The 15332-nt window shown below is 59.1% G+C and carries 12 protein-coding genes; 8 read left to right on the top strand and 4 right to left on the bottom strand.

Translation table 11 applies throughout. From position 1 onward, the window contains the following. Positions 1-17 precede the first annotated feature (17 nt). From B5D61_RS15035 to glpK, 3 genes are all read left to right on the top strand, one after another. Entirely contained in the window at positions 18-914 is an 897-nt protein-coding gene (locus tag B5D61_RS15035; RefSeq protein WP_078814225.1) for a hydroxypyruvate isomerase family protein, read from the top strand. A 29-nt stretch (positions 915-943) separates the two neighbouring features. Beyond that, complete coding sequence (locus tag B5D61_RS15040) at positions 944-1315, top strand: bleomycin resistance protein (RefSeq protein WP_078814226.1); 372 nt, start codon at positions 944-946, stop codon at positions 1313-1315. 344 nt (positions 1316-1659) lie between these two features. Continuing rightward, positions 1660-3138 carry a glycerol kinase GlpK gene (gene glpK / locus B5D61_RS15045; RefSeq protein WP_078814246.1) on the top strand — a complete coding sequence of 493 codons (1479 nt, stop codon included), beginning with the start codon at positions 1660-1662 and terminating at the stop codon, positions 3136-3138. Positions 3139-3723: 585 nt separating this feature from the next. On the opposite strand, the gene B5D61_RS15050 is transcribed toward glpK, so the two are convergent. After that, positions 3724-4176 carry a GatB/YqeY domain-containing protein gene (locus tag B5D61_RS15050; protein ID WP_078814227.1) on the bottom strand — a complete coding sequence of 151 codons (453 nt, stop codon included), beginning with the start codon at positions 4174-4176 and terminating at the stop codon, positions 3724-3726. A gap of 119 nt (positions 4177-4295) precedes the next feature. After that, the gene (locus B5D61_RS15055; protein WP_078814228.1) at positions 4296-6767 is read right to left on the bottom strand and encodes a PAS domain-containing hybrid sensor histidine kinase/response regulator; all 2472 of its coding nucleotides are present in this window, start codon (positions 6765-6767) and stop codon (positions 4296-4298) included. Positions 6768-7034: 267 nt separating this feature from the next. Between B5D61_RS15055 and B5D61_RS15060 the strand changes: the two genes are divergently transcribed. The 5 genes from B5D61_RS15060 (at position 7035) to B5D61_RS15080 (ending at position 12504) form a co-directional block, all read left to right on the top strand. Further along, a complete protein-coding gene (locus tag B5D61_RS15060; protein ID WP_078814229.1) occupies positions 7035-8222 on the top strand; it encodes a BtaA family protein in 1188 nt (395 codons plus the stop codon). Continuing rightward, on the top strand, positions 8219-8839 hold the full coding sequence (locus B5D61_RS15065; protein WP_078814230.1) for a class I SAM-dependent methyltransferase: 621 nt from the start codon (positions 8219-8221) through the stop codon (positions 8837-8839). The genes B5D61_RS15060 and B5D61_RS15065 overlap by 4 nt, the downstream gene beginning before the upstream one ends. A gap of 599 nt (positions 8840-9438) precedes the next feature. Then, positions 9439-9672, top strand: a complete 234-nt coding sequence (locus B5D61_RS15070) for a helix-turn-helix domain-containing protein (protein ID WP_078814231.1) — start codon at positions 9439-9441, stop codon at positions 9670-9672. 462 nt (positions 9673-10134) lie between these two features. Continuing rightward, a complete protein-coding gene (locus tag B5D61_RS15075) occupies positions 10135-11166 on the top strand; it encodes a hypothetical protein (RefSeq protein ID WP_078814232.1) in 1032 nt (343 codons plus the stop codon). Between the two features lie 270 nt (positions 11167-11436). Continuing rightward, positions 11437-12504: an AAA family ATPase gene (locus tag B5D61_RS15080; protein ID WP_078814233.1), complete on the top strand. Its 1068-nt coding sequence runs from the start codon at positions 11437-11439 to the stop codon at positions 12502-12504. Positions 12505-12684: 180 nt separating this feature from the next. Here the strand turns inward: B5D61_RS15080 and B5D61_RS15085 are convergent, their stop codons facing one another. After that, positions 12685-13872 (bottom strand): toll/interleukin-1 receptor domain-containing protein, encoded by a 1188-nt coding sequence (locus tag B5D61_RS15085; protein WP_078814234.1) that lies wholly within the window; start codon positions 13870-13872, stop codon positions 12685-12687. Between the two features lie 732 nt (positions 13873-14604). Then, positions 14605-14919, bottom strand: coding sequence for a hypothetical protein (locus tag B5D61_RS15090; protein ID WP_078814235.1), 315 nt, complete (start codon positions 14917-14919; stop codon positions 14605-14607). Between the last annotated feature and the right edge of the window lie 413 nt (positions 14920-15332).

Genomic DNA, 15332 nt, shown 5'->3' on the forward strand with positions numbered 1-15332 from the left:
CGTTACGTTTGATCCTCATGAACCCCGTCTCCATCCCCCGTCGTCAGTTTTTCAATCGCTCCCTCGGTGTCGCAGCCGTGGTGGCCATGCTGCAGGAGCAAGCTTGGGCGGCAGATGCCACAGCAGGCAAGGTGAAGCACTCCGTTTGCAAATGGTGCTACAAGGACATCCCGCTGGAGACGATGTGTGAAGCCGCGAAGGAGATCGGGCTGGAGTCCATCGAGCTGCTGGATCCACCAGACTTTGCCACCCTGAAGAAACACGGGCTGCACTGCGCCATGGTCAGCTTCCCCACGGCGAAGGGACCGGATAACAAAAAGATTGGCAGCATCCCGCATGGGTTCAATCGGCTGGAGAATCACGATCTATTGGTCGAGGCCTATGAACCGCTGCTGAAGACCAGCGCGGAGGCGGGTTTCAAGCAAGTCATCTGCTTCAGCGGTAACCGCGATGGCATGGATGATGAGCAGGGGCTGGAGAACTGCGTGGTTGGCTTGAAGCGGCTGATGCCTCTGTGTGAAAAGCTGGGCGTGACGCTGGTGATGGAGCTGCTGAACAGCAAGGTGAATCACCCAGATTACATGTGTGATCACAGTGCCTGGGGTGTGGCCTTGTGTGAAAAGCTCGGATCACCGCATTTCAAGCTGCTCTATGACATCTATCACATGCAGATCATGGAGGGAGATGTCATGGCCACCATTCGCAAGCAGCACCCTTACTTTGCCCATTACCACACTGGCGGTGTGCCCGGACGGGCGGAGATTGATGAGACGCAGGAGCTGAACTATCCCGCCATCATCAAGGCCATCCAGGAGACGGGTTATACCGGATACCTCGGTCAAGAGTTCATCCCGAAACGGCCAGATAAACTGGCTTCACTGAAGCAGGCCGTGGGCATCTGCTCGGTCGGTTAACGAAGATCCACTTTTTCACTTCACTCGCTATGTCAGCTTCGCGCATCAAACACATCAGTCCGATCCTGGCAGCAGCGTCGGTGGAGGAAACGGTGTCCTTTTATGGGGAGGTGTTGGGCTTTCAGGTGGTGCTGCAGTCGGCGGACTACGGCATCGTCGAGAAGGATGGCTGCACGATCCACTTCACCAAAGCGCATGATGAATCCGTGATGGAGGCCGTGCGGGGTCATGCGGAGATTTACATCGAGGTGGAGGACATCCAGGAGATCTGGCAGCGGGTGCAGCCGTTTCGGGATCGGTATAAGATCACGGAGCTGGCCGAACGGCCCTACGGCATGACGGAGTTTCACGTGATTGATCCGAATGACTGCCTGATCTTCGTCGGGCAGGAGACGCGGTGATGAGCCCTGGAGCGATGAGCTTCCAACCCCGCAGCCGTGAGCCCCAAGCGCGGTATTCCTCAGCCTGGGGTGCAACCCCAGGATCATGGCATTCCGAGTCGTTTGTTTTCACAGAGAGCCCCACAGGGGCGGCGCATGAGTCGAGTTCCGCCCTTGGCAGGGCTCTACCGTTTCGAAGGACATCTTATTGCAGGAACCCAGGGTTACACCCTGGGCTAAGGGGCGTCGCGCCTATGGCGCTGCACAAGAGACACGAAGATGGATCCTAAAGCGCAGGTTTGGAAACCCGCGCTCCATGATGCATGCAGTCTTGTCATCTGGGCTCTGATATGAAGAATCGAGGCATGAAATACGTCCTCGCGCTTGATCAGGGAACCACCAGCAGCCGGAGCATTCTGTTTGATAAGAAGGGCAAGGTCATTGCCACGGCGCAGAAAGAGTTTACCCAGCATTATCCGCAGCCCGGATGGGTGGAGCACGATGCGGAGGAAATCTGGACCACCCAGCTCCGCACCATGAAGGAGGTGCTGAAGAAGGCCAAAGCCACCGCCAAAGACATCGCGGCCATAGGCATCACCAATCAGCGCGAGACGACTGTGGCCTGGAACAAGAAGACCGGCAAGCCGGTGGGCAAGGCCATCGTCTGGCAGGACCGCCGCACCGCCGCTTTTTGTGATAAGCTCAAGGCCAAAGGCGCGGAGGCGATGATCCGGCACAAGACCGGTCTCGTGGTGGACGCTTACTTTTCCGCCACCAAGATGCACTGGATGCTGAAGCATGTGCCTCAGGCGAAAGAGCTGGCTAAGGCTGGTGATCTGGCTTTCGGCACCGTGGATTCCTGGTTGCTCTGGAAGCTCACGGAGGGGGCGGTGCATGCCACGGATGTGAGCAATGCCTCCCGCACCATGCTGTATGACATCGCGTCAGGATCTTGGGATGCGGAGTTGATGAAACTCTTCGGCGTGCCTGCCACCGCCCTGCCTGATGTGCGGCCTTCTAGCGGCGTGTTTGGTGAGACTTCCTTGTTAGGCGGCAGCATCCCGATTGCCGGGATTGCGGGAGACCAGCAGGCGGCGTTGTTCGGTCAGGTGTGCACAAAGCCGGGCATGGTGAAGAACACCTATGGCACCGGTTGTTTCATGCTCATGCATACCGGCACCAAGCGCATCGCCTCAGGCAACAATCTGCTGACCACCGTGGCGTGGCAGATCGGCGATGGCCCGTTGGAATACGCCGTGGAAGGCAGCGTCTTCATTGCCGGAGCGGTGGTGCAGTGGCTGCGGGATGGGCTGGGCCTCATCAAGAAATCCTCTGAGGTGGAGGCGCTCGCTGCGCAAGTGCCAGACACCGGGGGCGTGTATCTCGTGCCCGCCTTTGCCGGTCTGGGGGCTCCGCATTGGGATCCGTATGCGCGCGGTCTCATGTGTGGCATCACCCGTGGCACCACGAAGGCCCACATTGCCCGGGCGGCGTTGGAGGGCATCGCTTATCAGGTCACGGATATCCTCCATGCCATGCAGGCTGATGCCGGAGTCAAGCTGCGCGAGCTGCGGGTGGATGGCGGGGCCAGCAACAACAACCTCATGATGCAGTTCCAGGCCGATCTTCTGGGCGTGCCGGTCGTGCGTCCGACGGTGACGGAGACGACCGCTCTCGGTGCCGCTTATTTAGCGGGCTTAGCCACGGGCTTCTGGAAAAACCAGGCCGAGATTGCAACCCAATGGCAGAGTGACTGCCGCTTTGAACCCGCCATGAAAGCCGCCCAAAGGAAGGCTCTGATGGCAGGCTGGAATCGAGCGCTGGAGCGGACGAAGGGCGAGTAAAGGCCGGTTGAGAAGGCGTGGATTGTTTTGGACAGGATTTACAGGATGACAGGATTAACAAACTTTAGATCGAGTCTGTAAATACGGTGCATCTCTCTCCCAGACCCTCATGAGTTTGGTCGATAAACCTTGGGGCTTTGATAAACGGGCAGCCCGTAGAATGGGGAACCCCAACGGGGTTGCGGCATTGAGCCCAGGGTTGGCACAACCCTGGGTAGGCCATGTCATCTCCCGCCGCATGTCGGCAAACCCCAACGGGGTTTCGTCCATGCAGGATGTTCAACGGCATGGATAGGGGTGTCCCAAACGGACATTCGGGTGAGCCTTCGACGATGGACATAACCCCGTTGGGGTTGCATTACGAATGATGCGATTTCGTGCCTACATCCCAGGGTTCAGAGAACCCTGGGCTCAGAGACACAATGCCGTTGGCATTGATTGAAGAGCAGAATCAGCGTTGAATGTGACCCACGGGATTCCACCAAAATTGAGGATGGTTTTTTACCTCTCCTGTAAATCCTGAGAATCTTGTCAATCCTGTCTCACTCGGCCTGATGAAACCGAGTGGCATTGCTTGCTCTGAGATCAAGCCAGTCGCTTGCCCACTTCGCTGGAGAGGGTGCGGTTATCCACGCGGCCTTCGGCGCGTTCGCCGAGGACTTTCATGACGGCGCCCATGTCTTTCTTGCTGGTGGCTCCCAGCTCGAGGATCACGCTGTTGACCAGCTTTTCCACCTCGTCGGCGCTCATGGCGGCAGGGAGGTATTTTTCCAGGACAGCGATTTCGGCCTTTTCGGTTTCGGCGAGGTCAGCACGGTTGGCGGCCTCGTAGCTGGCCACGGAGTCTTGGCGCTTTTTCACTTCCTTACGCACCACGGCGATGGCTTCGGCCTCTTCCAGTTCACCTTCAGCGCCATGCTTTTCGATGGCGGCGTATTTGATCGCCGACTTCAGGCCCCGGACCACATTGAGGGTCACAGTGTCTTTGGCCTTCATGGCGGTTTTCATGTCTTCGGTGAGTTGGGCGGAGATGGGCATGGGGAAAAGGAAATTCGAGTTGGTCTTAGCGTGGCGTGGGAGTGGGGGCTTGTCCAGAGGCGGGCCGTGAAGAATGTGAGAGCAGGCACATACCGCACGCCCCCTCTGTGAGGCTCGGTTTACTCAGAGATCAAGGCGGCGATGGCCTGCTGAAGCTGCTCAAACTTCACCGGCTTGACGAGGTGGCTGGCAAACCCGGCCTCACGACTGCGGCGGAGGTCTTCTTCCATGCCATAGCCGGAGAGGGCGATGCCGGTGGGCACGAGATGCTGAGCTTTCAATCGCTGCATCAGCTCCAGACCGGACCCATCGGGCAGACCCAGATCGGAGATCACGAGGTTGAGTGGAGAATCGCTCTTTTGTGCCAGCTCCAGGCCCTGCTGGATGCTCTCCGCCGTGAGGATCTGATGCCCGGCGCGCCGCAGCATTTGGGCGAGCACGAGGCGGGTCGGCTCGTGATCTTCCACCAGGAGGATGTGCAGGGATTGGCCGGTGGGCGGGCGGAGGGACTTCTCTTCGGCGGGGTGGTCGTGAATCAGGGAAATAGAATCCTGAGCGATGAGGCTGACGCTAAAGACGGAGCCTTGTCCCAGACCCGGGCTGCGGGCGGAGATGGTGCCTCCATGCAGATGAACGATGGCCTGGGCGATGGCCAGCCCGAGGCCAAGGCCACCGAACTGATGGGAGCCGTTGGTCTTTTCCTGCTCGAAGGGGAGGAAGAGCTGATCCGCTCTCTCCTGGGGAAAACCGACCCCGGTGTCACGGACCTCGATGACCAGCGTATTGGCCTCGTGATCCTGAAAGGAGTGGACGCTGATGGTGCCTCCCTCGGGGGTAAATTTGACCGCGTTTTTCAGCAGGTTCCAGAACACCTGCTGAAGCCGTGCCGGGTCCCCCATCTGGCGGGAGGCGCGTGCGGTGAGATTGACGGAAAGCGTGAGGGATTTGGCCGCTGCATCGTCTTGGATGATGCCCAGGGCGTGACAGACCACCTCGTGCACGTCACAGGGCTCGGGTTTCAGGTGCAGCTTGCCACGGGAGATGCGGGTGAGGTCGAGGAGGTCGTCAATGAGCCGTGCCTCCAGGGTGACATGCCGCTCGATCATGGCGAGGGAGTTCCGGACATCATCGGAGACCAGGGGATCGTGGGCCAGCTCGGCAGCGGTGAGCAGCACGGGGGTCAGCGGGGTGCGCAGCTCATGGGAGAGAGCGGCGAGGAAGTCGTCTTTGGCTTGGCTGGCTTTCTCGGCCTGTTCTTTGGCTTCCCGCAGCGCGCGCTCCGCATTTTTCCGTGTGGTGATGTCGCGGATGATGATCACAAACATCGGCGGGTCGGCGGAGGTTACCGCATTGATGCTGAATTCCACCGGGAACTCGGTGCCATCCCGATACAGCGCGGTCATTTCTAAGCGGTGGCCGATGACCTTGCTGATGCCCGTGTCCAGGTAGGTTTTTAACTCCTGATGATGGAGTTCACGCAGAGGTTCCGGCAGGATGCAGTCGGCCAGATTGCGCCCCATGATTTCATGCCGCCGCCAACCAAAGGTGTGTTCTGCGGCGACGTTCCAGTCCATCACGGCACCATCGTCACTCATCAGGATCACGGCATCCAGGGAGGTTTTGAGGAGGGACTGATTGCGCCGTTCTTCCTCCCGCAGAGCGGACCAGGCATCCCGGGCGCGGAGCTCCTGCACATCCAGGGCACGGCTGGCGGAGACGATGAGCGCGTAGAGCAGGATGAGCCCGCCGAAGAGCATGAAGGCGGTGCCTTCCCCCGGTGCCACCAGGCCCCAGGAGCGGCCTTTTCCCACCAGCCAGGCCAGGACGATGAGGGAGATGGTGGAGCCGGGTAACAGCCAGCGCAGCAGGGTGCCTCCTGCGCCCTGCGACAGGATGCGCCGGATGGGCTGCCGATCTCCACGCAGAGCGAGCACCCCCATGGCGCCTAAGACGAGACTGACCGCCACATGCAGCAAGACATTGGTGGAGCGCAGAATGCCTGTGAAGCCCGATGACCCGGTGAGGTAGCCGACCAGGGCAAAGCACGCGGGCAAAGCGGATAGAACAGCCAGAATGGGGGCTGCAAACACTCGCCGCACACGCCCGATGTCCAGGCTCCAGTCGAGCCCGATGAGGGCCAGGCCTAACATGAAGAATGATAAGGCGGCGTTCAGACTCATGCGACCGGGGGCCACCACAATGCGGTTGGCTTGGTCCTCAGGGAAGGTGGCTGGGGCAAACCATTCATCGAAACCCAAGGTCAAGCCTGCCAGATCCTGAAACGCGCTGACACCTCCGAGGATGGTGACGAAGACGCCGAAGGTCATCGCCAGGGTGCGCAGGCGGTGAGGACCGGTGCGTGGTGCCCGCAGCCAGGTGAGCAGGGAGAGGGCACTGAAGAGAAGACCCAGCGCCGTATTGGCCCGCATGATCATGATCCCCGGCCACGTGGCGATGAAGCGCAACGGCGGTAGCCACCACATCGCCAGATTACTCAAGGCAATGACGAGGATCACCAGGCCCGTGATGCGCACCGTCCACTCACAGATGCGCTGTGCCGAAACGAGTGGCACCTCGGCTTCAGATGCCATGAGTTTCGGAGGGGAAGGAAAGGACACGGAAATGAATGCGAATGCTAATGCAAGGTTCTCTCACAGAGCTGACGGTTTCCAAAGTGGATTTTCGTGGAATCGCAGGTCCATAAGCTTCGGATCAGCTTGCAGGATGCACACTTGAGGAGAAGTCGGAAACCTCAGAGCAAGCCGCGCGCCAGACCTGCGGATGCGGGCCCCGTCTCTGACGAATTCTTTGCACGAAGGAACCTGCCAGGGGCAGGGAGTGCGGTTTGAGTGAAGGTCATGCTCGCGCAAAAGCCCCCCAGAACGCCCTTCACCCATCGTGCCCACGATGTCATCTTCAACCGGGTGCATGGGGGAAACTTGGTTTATAATACCTGCTGGGAAGACCCTCGGCTGGATCGCGAGATGATGAATCTCCAGGCGGATAGCCGTGTGGTGATGATCACCAGTGCAGGGTGCAATGCCCTGGATTATCTGCTGGAGGGTCCGGCGGAGATTCACGCGGTGGATATGAACCCGCGCCAGAACGCCCTGCTGCAACTGAAGCTGGCCATGATTCAGCGCGGGCAGTTTGAGGATCTGTTTCGTCTCTTCGGTTATGGGGAGCATCCCGAGTTCCGACGCCTCCTCAGTGAGGTGAAGGATCAGCTTCACCCCTATGCGCTGCGTTACTGGAGCTCGAAGCATTATTACTTTCAGAAGTCGGCCTTAAACCCATCCTTCTACTATCGCGGCACGGCGGGACAGATGGCCTGGATCGCCTTGCAAACGTTCCTGCGCAGCCCCCGTGTGCGTGACTATGTGGAGGCTCTCCTGCATGCCCCAGATCTCCACGCTCAGCAGGCCCTCTATGAGCATGTGAAACCTGCCCTGTGGAATGGTCTCGTGTCCTGGCTGGTGCGTCAGCCCATGGCCATGACCATGCTGGGGGTGCCACGCGCCCAGATTCGGCTCATCGAGGCGCAGTTCCCCGGTGGGCTCAAAGGTTACATCCAGTCCAAGCTGTCCCAGGTGCTCACGGAGGTGCCGTTTCAGGACAACTACTTCTGGCGCGTCTATCTGACCGGTCACTACACCCGCGACTGCTGCCCGAATTATCTCCGCGAAGAGCACCAGTCCGCCCTGGTCGCCGGGGCAGGGCGCCTCGCCACCCACAGCACCACCGTCGCCAATTTCCTGCGTGAAAATCCCGGCCCGTATTCCCACTACGTGCTGCTGGATCATCAGGACTGGCTGGCGGCGCATAAGCCTCAAGCGCTGGCTGAAGAGTGGCAGCTCATTTTGGAAAACAGCCGCCCCGGCACCCGCATCCTCATGCGCTCTGCCAGCCCGGTCATTGATTTCATCCCGCCTTTCGCCCGGGAGCGCCTGCAGATGACTCACACCCAACCCCTGGCCGATTACCTGCATCTGCAGGACCGCGTGGGCACTTACGGTTGCACCTTATTAGCCGATGTGATCGCATGAGCTCAGACACGACGAACCAAAAGTCACTCAACGGCTATTACCGCTGGCATGCGCGCATCTATGACCTCACGCGCTGGGCCTTCCTGTTTGGCCGGAAGTCCATCATCCAGCGGGCCGCCACCCAGATGCTGGTGCCTGAGCGCATCCTCGAGATCGGCTGCGGCACCGGGCAAAACCTCGTGGAACTGGCCGAGCGCTTCCCCAGGGCCCAGATCGTCGGACTGGACCTGTCAAAGGACATGCTGGACCAAGCCCGGCCCAAACTGAAGCGTTATGGCGGCCGTGTCGGGCTGCTGCATCAGGCTTATGACCAACCCATCGCGGTGAACACCAAGTTTGACCTCGTGGTCTTCAGCTACTGCCTGACGATGATCAACCCCGGCTTCGAGCAGGTGATCTCCCTGTGTCGGCAAGACCTCAGCGAGCGCGGCGTCATCGCCGTCGTGGACTTTCATGAGAGCCGCTGGGCCTGGTTCCGCCGCTGGATGGGCGTGAATCATGTCCGCATGGACGGGCAGGTGATGGAGCAGCTGCGCCAGCACTTCCAGCCCCTCATCTGCCAGATCAGCCACGGCTACGGCGACCTCTGGCGCTACCTGCTGTTTGTGGGCAAGTGATTGCCTGATGGAGAGGCGTGCGGACACTGTTGTCCGCCTTCTTCAAAGGGTGGTGAAGTCCGGAAGGAATGCCCCGGCTCCGCCCACGTTCGGAGCCCCGGCTTCAGTCGGATCAGAGGCTAACCAACGATGTGTTGATTCTCTGAGGTCCGCCTCAAGGCGCTGCTCCGAACCCTGCTCTCAAGAGAAAACGGGACAACCCCAGACACGGGCCGTCTGGAAGAGGTGTGATCTCCCACAGATTCGGGGAGGCCAGCAGATGGGGATGGATTGACCTCAATCTGCTGGCCTCCTTGAATCGGCTGGAGATCCTCTGAGTGAGACGGATGAGGCCAATGTGGTGCCCTCTCTTTCAGATTTCCCTCGGCACGACTCCCGGGGCTGAAAAAACCGTCTTCGCTCTTGACAAACCCTTGGTTAATCCCATCCGCCGACCGGGGTTTGATCCACTCAGATCGGGTTAAAAAAATCGCGTTTTTTTGAATTAGTCTAACGCCTTATTCATCAATGAATTACGCTCCTCTGCTTGAGCCACTTCCGTGACCTCTTTGAAAAAAGAAGTTGCGTCTTGCCACGGTGATTCATCCGGTCCTCATCGCATGAAAGATGCGAATACACACACAACAGCCGGGCAGCCCGAGTGGCTGCGAGTCAAAGAGGCCTGCGACTACAGCCGCCTCACCAAAGCCAAACTCTACGACCTCATGAACCGAGGTCACCTCCGCTTCTCCTCCCTGAAGGAAGAAGGCCAAAGCAAAGGCACCCGCCTCATCCACTTCCCCTGCCTGCGTCACTTCATCGAGAGCCGCGCCCGTGGGGGAAGGGCGGGATGATTGGATGATGGATGGATGGTTGGGGGGCAGCGCATAGCCCTGCTTAACCAATCATCCATTCATCAGCGGCAGGCGCATCGTCGTAGGCCGGATGTGTTTGGCGCCATGGACTTTGCTAACACGAAAAACCCCTTCGCCAAATGATCCGGCTCAGGGAACGCGCGATGACTCGAGAACATCCTGCATCCGTTCGACTCCCCAGCTTCCCAGAGGCCGGATAGTTCAGCGAAGCAAGACGAAGAGCCAACGGCCTCCACCGCGCTGAACACATCCGGCCTACAGCCCAGCAGCTCAGGGGGCGACACGTGTCGCCCCCGCCCTTTGACACGGCAGGTCCTCACACCCACCACGCTCGCCGCCTGAGTTGACACCGCAGGTCCGTCAATCGCCAACAACCAAGGACCAGGAACCAACAACCAGGAACCAGGAACCAGGAACCAACAACCAAGAACCTCTTCCCCCATGTCCCCGCTCGACCGCGCTGCCGCTTATCTCCAGCACCTGCCGCCCGCCATCTCCGGCAGCGGCGGACACAGCGCCACCTATCGGGCCGCATGCGCTCTGGTGCAGGGGTTTGCCCTGGGTGAAACCGACGCCCTGCCGCTGCTGCAAGCCTGGAACCACAGCCACTGCCAGCCGCCGTGGACCGAGCGCGAGCTGCGCCACAAGCTCCGCAGCGCCACGCAGTCCAGTGCCCACGCCCAGCGTCCTCTGGGTTACTTGCTGAATGAGGATCGCCCGCGTGCACCCACAGCCCGCGCCTGCCGTCAGCCTAGCTTCTTTTTGACACGCACGCTTGGGACCATGAACTGCGAACACGAAACGAACCGACAGGCGCAGCAGCGCCAAGACTGGCCCGCCTTCAGGCCGCTGAAACCTGCCCTGATCGAGCGCATCGCCCAGCAGCGGGGGATGCGGCCGGATGCCGTGGATCTCGCCCAGCGGCACGGTTTCCTCAGCGGCGGCCTGGTGGATGGGCAGGCCTGCTACCTCCTGCATGAGGGCAGCTTTGCTCAGGCTCGGCGGCTGGATGGGGAGCCTTTCTGGCGCGCCGATGGGAGCCCGCTCAAGGCCAAGAACCTGCCCGGCAGTGAAGGGGCTTTCATTGGGCAAAGATGGTTAGGATCGGCCACGCATGTCTTGCTCGTGGAAGGCGCCATCGCTTTGATCGAGGCCCTGGCCGCCTGGGCACTCGTGGATGCGCCGCAGCCCTGGGCCATCCTCGCCGCCACCAGCGCCAGCTCCCGCTTTGCCCGCGATCCCGCCCTGCTGCACCAGCTCCGTGGCAAGCACCTGCGCCTCGTCCCCGATGCCGATGCCTCCGGCCTGAAAGCGGCGGCGGCGTGGCTGGCCGAGTTAGACGCCGGAGGCATCTCCGTGGATGTCTATGCCCTGCCGGAAGGCTGTAAAGACCTCGCCCCGCTCATCACCCCTTCCGGTCATGCTCAACATGCGGACACGCTCAGCCAGCTCTTCATGACGGAGGCGAAGTAGGGCGGGTTTGTCCGGCCTTCGATAAGCCTATCTCGCTGGATTCCGTCGCCGGATAACCCGCCTCCTCGAGCGATGCGAAACCACCCCTGCAACCGCAACCGATCCTTCGCCATGCCCGACCCTAGAGCATCCACCCCGCCCGAAAAGCCGGGTTATCCGGCAACGAGATGGACAGGCGAAACACATCCAAAGCCGGACAAACCCAGCCTACGCCCACCCCTTCCAACCTTCTAACCCGGAACCAAGAACAAAGCACCAAGAACGCATCCCATGCAAGACATCACCGAAGCCCTACGCCAACACCCCAGCTATCAACAGACGCTACAGCAGCACACCGCCCTCGCTCTCCACACGTCGGAAAGGTCCGCCGGGCCTCTGGATCTCAGCCCCTGCCTCATCACGGCGAGCGATCTCCAGAATGCGCTGCTGCCGCCACGATTGAAGTTGTTGGATCGTTGGTTATGCGCGGCCGATCTCGGTTTCATCTTCGCCCCACGCGGGGTGGGGAAAACGTGGCTGGCTATGGCCCTGCCGCTCGCCCTTTCCCAGGGGGGCTCCCTGGGGCTGTGGCAGGCCGGAGAGCAGCCCGTGACGGTGCTCTATGTGGATGGTGAAATGCCCCTGGAGCTGACCCAGCAGCGCACCCGTCTGCTGGGGTTGGGTGAGCGTGTGCAGTATCTGCATCACGAGACCCTCTTTGAAGCGCTCGGGTGCAGTCTGAACATCGGCCTGGAGGAGCATCGGGAGGCCCTCACCAGCCTCATCGTGAGTCACGGTTTCCAATGCGTGATCCTCGATAACCTCAGCGCCCTCGCCAGTGGGGTGGATGAAAACAAAGGCAGCGATTACGAGCCCATCGGTCAATGGCTGCTGGAGCTGCGGCGGCGCAAGATCACCGTCATCGTCATCCACCACGCCGGGCGCAACGGCTTCATGCGCGGGCACTCGAAGCGCGAGGATGCCTGCTCCTGGATCCTGGAACTGCGCAATGCCAAGACCGATGCCGAACCGGGGGCGAAATTCACCACCCACTTCGCCAAACCCAGCCGCAACACCGGCCAGCCCATTCCCGATCTCCTCTGGCATTTCACCACCAGCGACGAAGGCCTCGCCCACATCGACTGCCAGCTCGCCATCACCAGCGAGTATGAGCAATTCATCCAGCATGTGAATGAGGGCGTGGAGAAGCAGGTGGACATCGCCGAGCTCATGGGCAAACCCAAAGGAACCATCAGTAAATGGGCTGCCAAAGCCTTGGAGCAGGGCCTCATCAGCGGATCTAAAAACAAGCTGCTCCCGCCCAAACCGAAGTCATCGCGAGATGAGGACGACGACTGAAAAGTTTCCAAGTTTCCATGCCTAGACACGGAAACTTGGAAACTTTTTACGAGCCAGGAAACCCAGCGGAAACATTTTGGAAACGTGCTTGGGGAGCAGTGGAAACTTGTGGAAGCAAGTTGGAAACTCGGAGTTTCCAGGGGATATAAAAAGGACTGAAGTGGAAACTCCATCAAGGATTCAGAGGATCGGCTTAGCCTCTGCACGCAGGTCTTTAAGCAGACGTGTATACTCTTTCTCAAAGACATCATGGTCCTTCCAAAGAGTAAAATCAGGGATGTAATACTGCCTTACTTCCACGGCCAGATCCTGGCCGCCATCGGCATCGAAGCATTCCCACTCTCTCAGTGTCTCATAGTCCACCAGACCTATCGGGAAGAGCTTCCGTTGACCCGTCTTCCGTTCGGCCTTGCGGGCCTTGCGCAGCTCCGTCATCACCCACTCGCTTTTCAAGCTGTTGGGGGAAAGCAGGATGAGAAGCTTGTCATGAATCTTGATAGCCTCATCAATCTGTTCATGCAGTTTCTTACCTCCCTGAATATCATGCGGGGCATACCAAACCCGCACATGATCTTGCTGAAGCCGTGCATGTAAACGAGTGGCAAACGCTTCGTCCTTGGAATTGTAACTGATGAAGCAGGAATAGAATTGAATCCCTTCCTCAGCACCAATGAGGGCCTTGGCCTGGGTGATGAAACTATCCGGTACACCACAGCCGCGCAGGAAGACCTCGGGTATCTTGCCTTTGGACAGATAAAGGGTATCAATACCAATGGAGGAGGGATAGTTATGAATGGCGGACTCCAGGCCAATAGTGGTGCTGAGTCTCACATTAGCGAGGACTGTTGTGCCAAATTGGGCATAGCTCAGATTTGCGCATATTAGGAGGGAGTCCAAGAACTTTGCACCTTGAAGCTTGGAGTCACGAAGGTCTGCTGAAGTAAGATCCGCCAAGGACAGATCCGCATCAATCAGGTTTGCCCCATTGAGTTTTGCATCAGTGAGAACGGCATATGATAGGTTAGCACCATGCAAGGTAGCTCCTATCAGATCAGTTCTAATGAACTGGGCATTCATAAGACACGCGGCGGTTAGATCTGCCTCTCTTAAATTTGCTCCGCTGAGGTCAGCTTCTCTGAAGTCAGTCCCAGAAAGCTCCGCTCCAGAAAGATCTGCTCCTCTCAAGTCCGCTCCAAAAAGAAAGGATTTGCTTAGATCTGCTCCGCTGAGATCTGCTTTAACAAATGTTTTATGGCTGAGTTGCGCCTCTGTGAGATCAAGGCTTTGTCTTTGTTTGTTGTTCTTGCGCCACTCATTCCATGCCGTGACGCCCTGGTTGAGTATTTCCAGATGCTGCGAGTTTGCCATGCATCAGACCATCATAAATGCATGAACTGGCAATCTTTTTCGTAAAAGGATTGTCTTGCTGCCTTGGTATGAATCCCCCTTTTCACCTCACAAAAAAAGTTTCCAAGTTTCCCTGTCTAGGGGTGGAAACTTGGAAACTTTTACAGGCCGTGGAAACATGGCGGCAACTTTTTGGAAACTGCCCTTGGAAGACATGGAAACAAGTGGAAACCTTTTGGAAACTCCGAGTTTCCAAAGGGGCGTGAAAACGGAGGGCGTGGAAACTTTTTGGCCCGTTGGTATTGGCCCACGGGTCGGATGCCAGCGGCATCGGGTGAAATGAGCGTGATGGGCGGATGATCTGGATGACATGTTATGTCAGCCTTCGAATGCGGCCCAAAGGGGCGCTGGACTCAGCCCAGGGCGCGAGCCCTGGGTGGGTGTAGCAGGGATCATCTTGCCACGGGAGCGCTCTGACGGAGCGCGGGATAGCGGGGATCACCCTGGACTTGATCGCAGGCTCTCCCGCGACCTTTCAGGCCGCGACGGTGGGTGGGCGAGAGTCGGGTGACGTGCTCCCAGGGCTTGCGCCTTGGGCTGACTCCTTGGGCCTTTCAGGCCCAGGTGGGGAAGTGGTGATCCCTGCGAGATCGGGGAGGGCGGCTGGTCTCGACGCCACCCTTAGCCTTCGAATACGGCCTCATCTTCAAAGGTGTCGTCTTCCTTTAATCTGAATGTGAGGTCCCCCCTTACCTAACCACCATACAGCTTGTTCAGATCGAGCAGGTGATGTCCCAAGACCGATGGTTGGAGGCGATCCACGACGATGACGAGAAAGACGTTGGGACGCCGAGTGCAGACGTGGACCAGATCATAGGCGTCTGTGGCGGGACGATAGATACATTCGACGTAGCCCTTCCACACTTCGTGCCCTTGGAGATCCGCAGCAGGCACGGCGGCAACATAAGGCCAGATATCCACCTGAGGCTGGGCTTCGGCGGTGACATTCCGCATGGGGGCCACCAATAAGGCGCGGTAAGTGGCTTCATCGAGCAGGCGGGTCTCCATAGGCGCGGACTTCCAGAGTGGATCGTTAGGGTTTGACCAAGAGTGTTATCCCATTCGGGAGATTCGGATCAAGCCTCTAACAGGATTCCTTTCATCAACTCGGCCAGGGTTCATGCCGTCAGAACGGTTTCCCGCGAGGACGCGTGAAACGGCAGGCGGGACGCCCGCGCTCCGGGATCGGGGTTCGGAGCACCGCCTTGAGGCGGAATCTGGGGTGCGGGAGTATCGTTGGTTAGGTCCTGCACTTCCGGCTGAAGCCGGGGCTCCGAACTCAGGAGGGGGCTTGAGCGGTGTCACATGGCTTCACCGCCGAATGATCCGGCTTCTGGGAAGGCTCGCATGGCTCTCGTGTCATCGACCTCTCCCTGAGCCGGATCGTTTGGCGATGGGGACCGAGATGTTGATCCCGTGAA

Source organism: Prosthecobacter debontii (assembly GCF_900167535.1).
Taxonomy (GTDB): Bacteria; Verrucomicrobiota; Verrucomicrobiia; order Verrucomicrobiales; family Verrucomicrobiaceae; genus Prosthecobacter; species Prosthecobacter debontii.

Bases quoted from the DNA above. Each gene is read 5' to 3' on its own strand.
- B5D61_RS15080 (WP_078814233.1), top strand. From the start codon at position 11,437: ATGCAAGACATCACCGAAGCCCTACGCCAACACCCCAGCTATCAACAG.
- B5D61_RS15085 (WP_078814234.1), bottom strand. From the start codon at position 13,872: ATGGCAAACTCGCAGCATCTGGAAATACTCAACCAGGGCGTCACGGCA.
- B5D61_RS15065 (WP_078814230.1), top strand. From the start codon at position 8,219: ATGAGCTCAGACACGACGAACCAAAAGTCACTCAACGGCTATTACCGC.
- glpK (WP_078814246.1), top strand. From the start codon at position 1,660: ATGAAATACGTCCTCGCGCTTGATCAGGGAACCACCAGCAGCCGGAGC.
- B5D61_RS15055 (WP_078814228.1), bottom strand. From the start codon at position 6,767: ATGGCATCTGAAGCCGAGGTGCCACTCGTTTCGGCACAGCGCATCTGT.
- B5D61_RS15040 (WP_078814226.1), top strand. From the start codon at position 944: ATGTCAGCTTCGCGCATCAAACACATCAGTCCGATCCTGGCAGCAGCG.
- B5D61_RS15070 (WP_078814231.1), top strand. From the start codon at position 9,439: ATGAAAGATGCGAATACACACACAACAGCCGGGCAGCCCGAGTGGCTG.
- B5D61_RS15035 (WP_078814225.1), top strand. From the start codon at position 18: ATGAACCCCGTCTCCATCCCCCGTCGTCAGTTTTTCAATCGCTCCCTC.
- B5D61_RS15090 (WP_078814235.1), bottom strand. From the start codon at position 14,919: ATGGAGACCCGCCTGCTCGATGAAGCCACTTACCGCGCCTTATTGGTG.
- B5D61_RS15060 (WP_078814229.1), top strand. From the start codon at position 7,035: ATGCTCGCGCAAAAGCCCCCCAGAACGCCCTTCACCCATCGTGCCCAC.
- B5D61_RS15075 (WP_078814232.1), top strand. From the start codon at position 10,135: ATGTCCCCGCTCGACCGCGCTGCCGCTTATCTCCAGCACCTGCCGCCC.
- B5D61_RS15050 (WP_078814227.1), bottom strand. From the start codon at position 4,176: ATGCCCATCTCCGCCCAACTCACCGAAGACATGAAAACCGCCATGAAG.